At 60.1% G+C, this 10207-nt stretch carries 9 protein-coding genes and 2 pseudogenes; 6 read left to right on the top strand and 5 right to left on the bottom strand.

Going from position 1 to position 10207, the window contains the following annotated elements; translation table 11 throughout:
- A pseudogene (locus tag NJC38_RS19115) lies at positions 1–171 on the top strand (zinc ribbon domain-containing protein); the annotation flags it as partial.
- Here NJC38_RS19115 and NJC38_RS19110 read toward each other — a convergent pair.
- The 4 genes and pseudogenes from NJC38_RS19110 to NJC38_RS19095 form a co-directional block, all read right to left on the bottom strand.
- Positions 166–546, bottom strand: a pseudogene (locus tag NJC38_RS19110) (methyl-accepting chemotaxis protein); the annotation flags it as partial. The pseudogenes NJC38_RS19115 and NJC38_RS19110 overlap by 6 nt on opposite strands.
- Positions 547–550: 4 nt before the next feature.
- A complete protein-coding gene (locus tag NJC38_RS19105; RefSeq protein ID WP_253116551.1) occupies positions 551–1468 on the bottom strand; it encodes a type II toxin-antitoxin system RelE/ParE family toxin in 918 nt (305 codons plus the stop codon).
- Positions 1462–1695: a ribbon-helix-helix protein, CopG family gene (locus NJC38_RS19100; protein WP_045492828.1), complete on the bottom strand. Its 234-nt coding sequence runs from the start codon at positions 1693–1695 to the stop codon at positions 1462–1464. Before NJC38_RS19100 ends, NJC38_RS19105 begins: the two co-directional genes overlap by 7 nt.
- Positions 1696–2120: 425 nt before the next feature.
- Entirely contained in the window at positions 2121–2753 is a 633-nt protein-coding gene (locus tag NJC38_RS19095; RefSeq protein ID WP_253116549.1) for a hypothetical protein, read from the bottom strand.
- A 276-nt stretch (positions 2754–3029) separates the two neighbouring features.
- Between NJC38_RS19095 and NJC38_RS19090 the strand changes: the two genes are divergently transcribed.
- Positions 3030–3818: a substrate-binding domain-containing protein gene (locus NJC38_RS19090; RefSeq protein ID WP_253116547.1), complete on the top strand. Its 789-nt coding sequence runs from the start codon at positions 3030–3032 to the stop codon at positions 3816–3818.
- Between the two features lie 137 nt (positions 3819–3955).
- On the opposite strand, the gene NJC38_RS19085 is transcribed toward NJC38_RS19090, so the two are convergent.
- Positions 3956–7153 (bottom strand): glycogen debranching N-terminal domain-containing protein, encoded by a 3198-nt coding sequence (locus NJC38_RS19085; protein WP_366856186.1) that lies wholly within the window; start codon positions 7151–7153, stop codon positions 3956–3958.
- Positions 7154–7577: 424 nt separating this feature from the next.
- On the opposite strand from NJC38_RS19085, the gene vapB reads away from it, so the two are divergent.
- The 4 genes from vapB to NJC38_RS19060 all read left to right on the top strand — a co-directional run bounded on the left by vapB (position 7578) and on the right by NJC38_RS19060 (position 10121).
- Positions 7578–7820: an antitoxin gene (gene vapB, locus NJC38_RS19075; RefSeq protein WP_045492834.1), complete on the top strand. Its 243-nt coding sequence runs from the start codon at positions 7578–7580 to the stop codon at positions 7818–7820.
- Between the two features lie 11 nt (positions 7821–7831).
- Positions 7832–8239, top strand: a complete 408-nt coding sequence (locus tag NJC38_RS19070) for a type II toxin-antitoxin system VapC family toxin (RefSeq protein WP_253116545.1) — start codon at positions 7832–7834, stop codon at positions 8237–8239.
- A gap of 174 nt (positions 8240–8413) precedes the next feature.
- Positions 8414–9235 carry an NAD(P)-dependent oxidoreductase gene (locus NJC38_RS19065; RefSeq protein ID WP_253116543.1) on the top strand — a complete coding sequence of 274 codons (822 nt, stop codon included), beginning with the start codon at positions 8414–8416 and terminating at the stop codon, positions 9233–9235.
- A 1-nt stretch (position 9236) separates the two neighbouring features.
- Entirely contained in the window at positions 9237–10121 is an 885-nt protein-coding gene (locus NJC38_RS19060; RefSeq protein ID WP_253116542.1) for an SMP-30/gluconolactonase/LRE family protein, read from the top strand.
- Positions 10122–10207: the final 86 nt, after the last annotated feature.

The following is a 10207-nucleotide window of genomic DNA, read 5'->3' as shown; positions in this document are numbered from 1 at the left end:
CATGTGTCGGCGGCCAACCGCCAGACGCAAGCGCTGTTCAGGTGTGTGGGATGTGGTTTTGAAGGCAACGCCGATGTGGTCGGGGCGATCAATGTACTAAGGGCGGGACACGCCCGGTTAGCCTGTGAAGTGAGCGCAGAGGTCATGGCGCCAGCAGCAGGAACCCACCGAACCGGCTTGCGCCGCCAGGTCCAGCCCTTGCTGGGCCTGGTGCTTGCCACTGTCGATCACGGCCACCGCCTGCTCGGCCAGTTTCTGGTTCTGCTGGACCACCGAAACAATCTCTTCAGTGGCCTTGCTGGGACGCGAAGCCAGTTGCCGCCCCTCATCGGCCACCACCGCAAAGTCACGGCGCTGCTCACCGGCGCGCGCCGTCTCGATGGCAGCGTTGAGCGCCAGCAATTTGGTCTGTTCGGCAATGCTGCTGATGCTCTGAATGATCGAACCGATGATCTGCGATTGTTTATCCAGCGCAGCGATACGTTCGGCAGCCTGCTGCATTTGCACGGCCAGGCCACGCATCACCTCGACGGCCTGCTGCACGACAATGTTAATTGAGAGCGCTCAGATAATTACTCACGGCAACCCGTTCGGCCTTGCGTTGCCCGGCGCGCAAAAAGTCCTTGAAACGCTCGCTGGCCATGACTTTTCCTGCCCGCGCATCAAGGTGGCGCCGCAAGCTGTCAGACACGCTGTCAGGTCCATGCTGCAGGGTATGAGAGCACAGCAGGGTCTCAACGAGTTTGGCGCGAAACTTCTCCAGGCCACGACCGCTTTCGACCCGCTTCCAGGTCGAGACAAACAGGGTTTCGCCACGGCCCGGACCGTTGCGCGAAACATAAGACACTGCGCACAAGCCCACACCGCTACGTTTGCGCCAGTGCACCGCACAGTGCTCATCCAGCGTCAGGACATCCTCTTGCAGCCAGGCAAGGCCGCTGTGGCTCAGATGAATGATCGCGGCCTCCAAAGAGCCCAGAACACTGCCAAAGGCAGCGTCAGTGAAACGCTCCTGCAGCGCCACCTGTTTATTGCGCACCACACGCACCAGCCAGCCGGCGCTGCGCGGATCCCGGCTGATACCGCGCGGCACCCGATAGGTCAGGCCATCGACCAGACGGTCATAACAGCGCAAACCGGACACATCGACTGAAGAACTCACCCGAATGGCGGGTTCAACGTCCAGCGGCTGATTGATGGGCTGACCGCTACTGTGCAAAAAACGCAGAATCTGGACCGATTCCGGAGTGACCTGAAAGGTCGTCAGAAAGGGCCAGCGCTTGAGCGCCAGCTCACCGACCTTCGATGCCCGGCAAGCCTCCTTGGCGGACGCAGAGCGCTCCAGAGCACGGCTCTCGGCAACGACATCATGAACGATGGCCTGAGCCTGCTCGGCCCCTAAACGCTCCTTGTAGTGCTCAAAAATGTCATCCAGGTCAGCACTGGCCTTGCGTGTCAGTTTCAACATGATGGTTTTTTCCTCCACTTGGCTTCGATGTCAGCCAGGTCCAGCAGGTGGCCCGCACGGGCATCGGCCAAGCCTTCTTCGACAGGGTCCAGGCATGGTTGCTCTTGCAGATAAAGGGCCAAGGCCTGACGCAGATGCCAGCCCTGATCACGGCGCGTCATATGCGCCAGACGTTGCAAGGTCTCGAACTGCTGGAGATCCAGGGAGAGAGAAACGACGGAGGTCATGGAAGAATCCTGCACCTGCCATACGGCGCCAGGTTCATGGCGTGCGATGGCTGTTCGCAATGATGTGATCGAATGGCGCTCCGGTTGCCAGACAAATCAAGTAATAAACAATAATCCAATATCAAATAGCCATGACCATTCCACTGTCGGCTATTATTACCGGAACGACTACCAACAGACAGTCTCACCAGATATTAGTTCAATTATCTGCTATCAACACACTCACTTAACATCAAGTAATGAGTGAGCCGAAACACAAGGCATTATTCATACCCGCCTGTATTCGAGCAAGCAATTCAGCAACTTATAAAGTGCCATCATTGTACCAGTTCGGAAATAATCGCCCGTAATATCGGCCATTTAACTCACTGATGTCGGGCGTTTTCGCGGGCTGCAGGGGTTGTAGCAAAACCTGCAACATCACCTCACGCCCCTGCAGCCCCTCCCAGGGCAGCGACATACTCGGCCACTGCGATCTGATCGACCTTGCGTCGGCCAGCCAGCAAAAAACGCTGCCAGGCGGTGCTGTCGAGCAACTGGTCAACGTCCTGGCGGATGCTTTTCTGCACGGGGAAGGGCGTGGCAATCGCTTGATGCTCGATTTCCCAAGCGCTTTCCAGCACGCTGACCAGCTTGCCACGAAATTTTTCCAGGCCCCGGCCACTGGCCACTCGCCGCCAGGTCGAGAGAAAGAACGTCTCACCACGCCCGGGCCCTGAGCGCGTGACGTAAGCCACCGCACACAAACCCACGCCACTGCGTTTGCGCCAATGCACGGCGGTACGTTCATTCAGTTGCAGGACATCTTCACGCCGCCAGGCGTGACCACTGTGGATCAGATGAATGATCGCTGCATCCAGTGCCCGCCGGGTACCGCCAAAGCGCAAGTCGGTAAAGCGTGCAGCCACGAGCAACTGGCTGTTCTTCAGGACCCGCACGATCCACACTCGACCACGGGTCTCCCGGGTGATGCCGCGTGGAACGCTGTAGGTGACACCATCGACAACTCTGTCGTAACACCTCAGGCCTGAAATATCGATTTCAGACGCTGTATTCATGCCGACTATCCGCAGATTGAGTGGGAGGTCTTGCGGGCTCTTGAGGCACATGGCTCAGGCCCTCTAGTTAGAATAGTTTTGTTTTCCTCAACAACTTCACATACTGGACAAGCTGTCGTCTGTTCGCGGTCGGTAGCGCAATATTCCTTTCGATTGTTCATACGTTGGTGGTCCTGCAATCAGCCGCGCAGCTGCCAAAACCGGTATCAAGCTCCGCCTGTCTGATGTTTTGGCTCATAATGGCCGACCAGGTTTTATCGCAAGGTTGTTTTTCAGATGAAAAAATTGCTTTCCTGGCTGCTCGGTGGCGCTCTTTCTTTCCTGCCACTGTCTTTTCTTCATGCAGCCACTGCCAAGCCCGTACAACTCATCGTACTGGCCTCAAGCGCCACCATGGGTGCCTTTCAGGCCCTCAGCGCCGACTACGAGAAACGCACCGGCGTACGCCTGGTGGCAGAGCTGGCACCTTCAGCCGGCAGCGCGCCCCATACGATTCCCAACCGCATGGCCCGCCAGGAGCCGGCCGATGTCGTCCTGCTGACCCGGCAAAGCCTTGACCGGCTGATCAAGGATGGCCATGCCGATGCCGACAGTCGCGTCGAGCTGGGCAAAGCCTTCATCGCCCTGGCCGTGCCACAAGGTGCCCCAAAGCCAGACATCAGCACTCTGGAAAGCTTCCGGCAGACCTTGATCGACGCCCCCTCTATCGCTTACTCCGACAGTTCCAGCGGCCTGTACGTCTCACGTGTGCTCTTCAACCAGCTGCACCTGACCGAGCGGCTGCAGGACAAAAGCCGGATGGTGAGTGATGAACCCGTGGGCGCTGTGCTGGCACGCGGCGAGGCGCAGGTCGGCTTTCAGCAACTGAGCGAGCTGAAACAGGCCGACGGCATCCAGATCGTCGGTCTGATCCCCGATCAGGTCCAGCAGATGACCCTGTACTGCGGCGCTGTCGCCAGTCGCAGCGCACATCCGATCGATGCCAAGGCCCTGCTCGACTACCTGGCCTCGAGTGAAGCCGCCGCCGCCCTGCGCAACAGTGGCCTGGAGCCGATGGTGCGCTGACCATCGGGGCGGGGAAGGATAGCGCGGACGGCGTAGCCGTCCCTGGTTGCAGTGGGGTGTCTGCTGCTGTTCGATGTACGCACCGCCACAGGATGATGCGAAGTAAAAGAGTGTGCACAGACGACCGGCGAGCGGCGTCAGCTTGTACTCAGCACCTGCACCTTGCCATCGCGGCGCAGCACTTCGACCAACACGTTGCTGCCGGCTCGACGCAAAGCCAGGTCCACCGTCCCCTGACCGACGTTCAGGCGATGCAGGCGTACCTGTTCGAGAAAAGCCGGCAGCACCGGCTCGTCGAACAGAATTCGTTGCCTGCGCGGCTCAAAGCTCAGCCCCAGGCACGATTGCAGCATCGACAAGGGCGCAGCAGCAGCCCAGGCCTGAGGTGCGCAGGCCACCGGATAGAAGGTCGGTCCTTGAGTGCGCTGACGGGCAAAGCCGCAGAACAACTCCGGCAGACGGCGCAGGTCAAGATAAGTAGAAGCAGCGAACAGCCCTTCGCAAAGCTGCGCCGATTCATGCCGAAAACCATAACGGGCAAAACCGGCGGCAATCAGCGCATTGTCGTGGGGCCATACCGACCCGTTGTGGTAGCTCATCGGGTTGTAGCGCGCCTGGGAAGACGCCAGGGTACGGATCCCCCAGCCGCTGAACGATGTACGTTCCATCAGTGTGGCCACCACCTGAGGTGCACGCTCGTCATAGGCAATGCCGCCAAACAGCGCATGCCCGGCATTGGAGGTGCGTACCCGGCACGGGCGCTTGTCACCGTCCAGAGCCAGTACATAGGTGCCAAGTTCTTCGTCGAAAAACTGTGCATCGAACTGCCGGCGCAAACCTACCGCTTTATCCTTGAGCAGCGCTGCCCGTTGCCGATTCCCCAGCCGTAGGGCAATGCTGCGTGCTGCATTCCATGCGCCATAGACATAGGCCTGCACCTCCACCAGTGCGATCGGTCCCCGGGCCAACTGGCCGTCAGCATGGAATACCGAATCGTGACTGTCCTTCCAGCCCTGATTAATCAATCCTTTGTTGGAGCGGCGTGCATATTCGACAAAGCCATCGCCGTCGCGGTCACCATATTGGTCGATCCAGCCCAGCGCGCGCTCGATGGCAGGCCATAGCGCGCGCAACGTGTCCACGTCATCGGTGCGTTCCAGATAAGCACCGGCCAGCATTACGAACAAGGGCGTGGCATCGACGCTGCCGTAGTAACACGCGAACGGAATTTCACCGAGAGCGGCCATCTCGCCATTGCGCATTTCATGGAGGATCTTGCCCGGCTCCGCATCGGTCCGCGGATCAAGCTCGCAGGCCTGATGCGCGGCCAGATGCCCGAGCACGCCACGGGCTATGCCAGGATCGAGCCAGAGCATTTCCCAGGCGGTGATCAGCGCGTCACGGCCAAACACCGCGCTGTACCAAGGGATTCCGGCATAGGGGTACAAGCCGTGGAGCGTCTTGCTGGTGAGCATGTACAGGTCGGAGATGCTGCGGCGCACCGCCTCGTTGAAGACTTCATGAGAGGTGTGGATTGCCGTGGCCCGCGAAGCGAAGGTGCGCAGCTCACGCCGCGCATCACGCACCGAGCTGAAAAATGCGTGCCGCACGGACCACGGCAGCCTCGGCGTACCACAGTTGATCTCGACAAACAGCGAACGGCTCTCGCCGGCGGCCAGATGCAGCTCGAACTGCGCTTGGCGGCCATCAAGCTGCTGCGGTGGCGGCTCAAAGCGCAAGGTCGTAGTGCGCAGCCCGTCATCCAGGCCGGTATAGGACAACTTCACCTGTTGCGCCTGGCACTGCGCAGCATGCGTTTCACCGCGCTGACTGCGCTGTTGACCACGGACCTCAAAAAGATCCCGGAAGTCGGCCGCAAAACCGAGTTGCAGGCGCAGCCGTCGCGAGCGCTGGTCAAAATTGCGCACTCTGATTCGTTCGAAGCAGGCGCCACGCCAGAGAAACCGCGAACGCCGCAGGTGAATCAGGTTGTGGAGCAACCAGCGCCGCCCCTGGCGATCGTAGAGGTCCGGGTTGCTCAGGTCACAGGTCAGCATCGCGTTGTCATCACGCAAGGTGGAACTGAGCAGCAGCGGCCGCAGCCCTTGCAGGGTCAGGCACCAGTGCGACAAATGGCGGGTATCGCAGTGAAAGATCCCTTGGGGACTGTCCGGGGTTGCCAGCACATCACCATTAGGGTCGAACACGCCAAAGGTGTCGTCATGCTTGAGGGTGCGCGGGCGTACCTGAGGCAAGGAGGCGCCGCCTGGAATCGCAAACACCGGCTTTTGCTCACGCTCGGCGTGCTCGATCATGCGCCGGTACAAGGCCAGATAGTCGGCGGTCATACGCTCGACCGTGAACCGCTGCTCGAAGATCGCCCGCACCTGATGGCGTTGCAGATGCTCAAGCTGCTGCACGGCTGCCACGGCCTCGGCCACGCTATGGACGATAAACCCGGACTGGCCATGATCAATGACCTCCGGCACCGAACCACGGGCAAAGGCAATCACCGGTGTGCCACAGGCCATGGCTTCGATCATCACCAGGCCGAACGGCTCGTCCCAATCGATGGTGAACAGCAAGGCGCGGGCATGCCCGAGAAAGTCGGCCTTGTGCCGCTCGTCAATTTCACCAATGAACTGCACCGAAGGGTTGGCTTGCACCAGCGGCAGGATCTGCTGCTCCCAATAGGCCTGGTCCTGAGCGTCGACTTTCGCTGCAATCCGTAAAGGCAGACCACAGGCCAGGGCGATCGCGATGGCCCGGTCGGGGCGCTTTTGCGGCGAAATACGCCCCAGGAACGCCAGGTAATCACCCTCCGGTCGGGCCGTGTACGGCAGCAGATCCTTGGGCAAGCCATGATAGATATTCGCCGCCCAGTTCACGGAACGGGTGAGTGGCCGGCGCTGCGCCATGGATATCGACACCAGCGCCGCTTCGGCAAACCGTGGGTAAAAGTCCTGGCAATCGGGACGGTGCAACGTGCCATGCAAGGTGGTCACGCAACGCCAGCCCAAGCGCCGGGCCATGGGCAAGTGCAACACGTCACTATGGAAATTCAGCACATCGAACTCATCGGCCTGGCGCATCACCTGGTCGAGCATCATCACCTCGAACGGCAGCGGGTATTCGATCTGCGGGTTCAGGCGCAGCGCCTGGCCAGACCCGGCCACCAGTCGCGCCCGGGTCTGCGAGTCACCGCTGGCGAACAGCGTCACCTCGTGGCCCTGACGTACCAGTTCTTCGGTGAGGTAAGACACGATGCGTTCGGTGCCGCCGTACAACTGCGGCGGGCAGCTCTCTGCCAAAGGCGCGATCTGGGCGATACGCATCGCGGCGGCCTCCTGACGGGCATGCGAACGGCCCGTGTATGGACTACTTGTTGGCGAGGTCCCCTACGCGGCGAGATACCGGGACTTCAGGAGGGCTTTAGAAGGTTGAGGGCTTGTGAGCGAGACAGTTCAAAGCAGGAGTACAGGCGGGTAGAAACGGCCTGGCACGGCTTGTTTCTAGTGTTCAAGGCAGGACGCTTCTGGTTCTCTTGAAGGGTATTTCCGAAAAAAACCCAAGTGCTTGCGCCTGTGAGTGGGGAGGCCTAACGTCCCGGGCTTGTCCGTCTCAACCACTGAATGAAAAAGCAATTTTCGATAGCACATCCGGTTTCAGGAGATGAGTGGCAAAGCGATTCATGCCGCTGTGATATACCATGGTATATATCAAAAACATCTGACCCTTGCCTCAACCCGGAGAATGCCCATGCACCACGTTGCCAAACTGTTCAACAACGGCAGAAGTCAGGCTGTGCGTCTCCCGGCGTCGTTTCGATTCGATTGCAAGGAAGTCTATATCCGCCAGGACCCCACAACAGGTGACGTCATTCTTTCGCGAAAGCCGGGTACCTGGGACGGTTTTTTTGAACTCTTGAAAGACAGCAAGGTGCCCGACGACTTCATGTCTGATCGCCAGGATCTGCCACCTCAAGAACGCGATCCATTTTGAACAGGATGCCTATGAGTCCGCTGTATATGCTCGATACAAACATGGTCAGCCATATCATCAAGGGCACTTACCCTGGCGTGCAGAAGCATCTGCTCAATACGCCCATGGATCACATATGCATCTCGGCGGTTACTCTGGGTGAATTACGCTATGGCCTGGCCAAGCGACCTGACGCGACGCGCCTGCACGCACTCGTACAGGCGTTTCTGGTTCGCATAGATGTTTTGCCTTGGGACAGCCATGTCGCCAACTGCTATGGCGACCTGCGGGCCTCTATGGAACGCGTTGGCAAACCGCTCGGCAATCTGGACATGATGATTGCCGCTCATGCCAAAGCGACCAATGCTTCGCTGATCAGCAATGACCAGGCATTCAGACAGATCAAGGGTCTGCATACGCTCGACTGGACCAAGGATTAGAGCAGCCAGAGCCAACCCTTGTCGTATGATGACATTACCTAAAATTTTATTTTTGAAGGTAAATAATTGGGTTCGCTCTGGTTATTCAACCTAAAAACGCTACTTGACACCCATCCCGGACACCCCAAATAATCGACCAACTCATACGACAACATACAACAATAGGGTGCCCGCATGTCCCAGCCTTCCCCGACGCCTTTCAATCGCCTCCTGCTCACCGGCGCCGCCGGCGGCCTGGGCAAGATCCTGCGTGAAAGCCTGCGGCCTTACGCGCGCGTGCTGCGTCTTTCCGATATCGCACCGATGGCGCCGGCCGCTGACGAATCAGAAGAAATCTGGCCGTGCGACCTGGCGGATAAAACCGCAGTGCATGAGCTGGTCGCCGGTGTCGACGCGATCCTGCACTTTGGCGGCGTCTCGGTAGAGCGGCCTTTCGAGGAAGTGCTCGGCCCGAATATCTGCGGCGTGTTCCATATCTATGAAGCGGCACGCCGACACGGGGTCAAGCGCGTGGTGTTCGCCAGCTCCAACCACGTGATCGGCTTTCATGGCCAGGACCAGGTGATCGACGCCAACGCGCCGCGCCGTCCAGACAGCTACTACGGCCTGTCGAAGTCCTATGGCGAGGACATGGCCAGCTTCTACTTCGACCGTTATGGCATCGAGACCGTCAGCTTGCGCATTGGCTCCTCGTTCCCGGAGCCGCAGAACCACCGCATGCTCAACACCTGGCTGAGCTATGCCGACCTGACCCAGTTGATCGAACGCGCCCTGTACACCCCGCAGGTCGGGCACACCGTGGTCTATGGCGTCTCCAATAACCAGGCCGTGTGGTGGGATAACCGCCTGGCCAGCCACCTCGGTTACCAGCCCAAGGACAGCTCCGAAACCTTCCGGGCCCAGGTCGAGCGTCAGCCGCTGCCGCCCGCCGATGACCCGGCACGCCTGTACCAGGGCGGCGCCTTCGCGGCCAGCGGCCCGTTCGGAGACCAATGACATGAGCGCCGAACTGATTGTCGATGCCCGCAATGGCGTGGGTGAAAGCCCGGTGTGGAGCGTCGCTGAGCAAGCGCTGTACTGGGTGGATATTCCCGCTGGCCAATTGCAGCGCTGGAGCCTGGCCGATGGCAGCCTGCGTAACTGGCAAGCACCAGAAATGCTCGCCTGCATCGCCGCCGACGGCCAGGGCGGCTGGGTGGCCGGCCTGGAAAGCGGCCTGTTTCATCTCAAGCCACAGAGCGATGGCAGCCTGACTCACCAACTGCTGGCCGAGGTCAGCCATGCGCGACCGGGCATGCGCTTCAACGACGGCCGCTGCGACCGGCAGGGCCGTTTCTGGGCCGGCACCATGCTGATGGACATGGCCGCCGCCGCCCCGGTCGGTGCGATGTACCGCTACGGCGCCGGCGATCAGGCCCTACCCGTACAGCTCGACGGGCTGATCGTGCCCAACGGGCTGGCCTTCAGCCCGGACGGCAAGACCCTGTACTTGTCCGACTCGCACCCGGATGTACAGAAAATCTGGGCCTTTGACTACGACATCGACAGCGGTACACCCCACAATCGTCGTCTGTATGTCGACATGCAGCCGCATCCGGGACGCCCGGACGGCGCGGCAGTAGACGTCGATGGCTGCTACTGGATCTGCGGCAACGACGCAGGGCTGATCCACCGTTTCACCCCGGACGGGCGGCTGGACCGCTCTGTCGCCGTGCCGGTGAAAAAACCCGCCATGTGCGCCTTTGGCGGCGCCAATCTGGACACCCTGTTCGTTACCTCGATCCGGCCGGGCGGCGATCTGTCCGACCAGCCTCTGGCCGGCGGGCTGTTTGCCGTGAACCCCGGCGTGCAGGGTCTGGCTGAGCCGATGTTCCGCCTGTAGTCATTAAAGTGATCCATTTTCTTCCGGGCTGCGTATAAGCAGGACAACCACGCCCGGAAGATGGATCATGAGCGGCATCGCCACCA

It is taken from the genome of Pseudomonas sp. 21LCFQ010 (assembly GCF_024129905.1).
Taxonomy (GTDB): domain Bacteria; phylum Pseudomonadota; class Gammaproteobacteria; order Pseudomonadales; family Pseudomonadaceae; genus Aquipseudomonas.
Note: the sequence above shows the minus strand (reverse complement) of the source record. Positions and strands in the feature narration are given on the sequence as shown.

Excerpts from the sequence above, each read along its gene's own strand:
- NJC38_RS19095 (WP_253116549.1), bottom strand. The coding sequence starts at position 2,753 with ATGAATACAGCGTCTGAAATCGATATTTCAGGCCTGAGGTGTTACGAC.
- NJC38_RS19070 (WP_253116545.1), top strand. The coding sequence starts at position 7,832 with ATGAGTCCGCTGTATATGCTCGATACAAACATGGTCAGCCATATCATC.
- NJC38_RS19085 (WP_366856186.1), bottom strand. The coding sequence starts at position 7,153 with ATGCGTATCGCCCAGATCGCGCCTTTGGCAGAGAGCTGCCCGCCGCAG.
- NJC38_RS19060 (WP_253116542.1), top strand. The coding sequence starts at position 9,237 with ATGAGCGCCGAACTGATTGTCGATGCCCGCAATGGCGTGGGTGAAAGC.
- NJC38_RS19105 (WP_253116551.1), bottom strand. The coding sequence starts at position 1,468 with ATGTTGAAACTGACACGCAAGGCCAGTGCTGACCTGGATGACATTTTT.
- NJC38_RS19065 (WP_253116543.1), top strand. The coding sequence starts at position 8,414 with ATGTCCCAGCCTTCCCCGACGCCTTTCAATCGCCTCCTGCTCACCGGC.
- NJC38_RS19090 (WP_253116547.1), top strand. The coding sequence starts at position 3,030 with ATGAAAAAATTGCTTTCCTGGCTGCTCGGTGGCGCTCTTTCTTTCCTG.
- vapB (WP_045492834.1), top strand. The coding sequence starts at position 7,578 with ATGCACCACGTTGCCAAACTGTTCAACAACGGCAGAAGTCAGGCTGTG.
- NJC38_RS19100 (WP_045492828.1), bottom strand. The coding sequence starts at position 1,695 with ATGACCTCCGTCGTTTCTCTCTCCCTGGATCTCCAGCAGTTCGAGACC.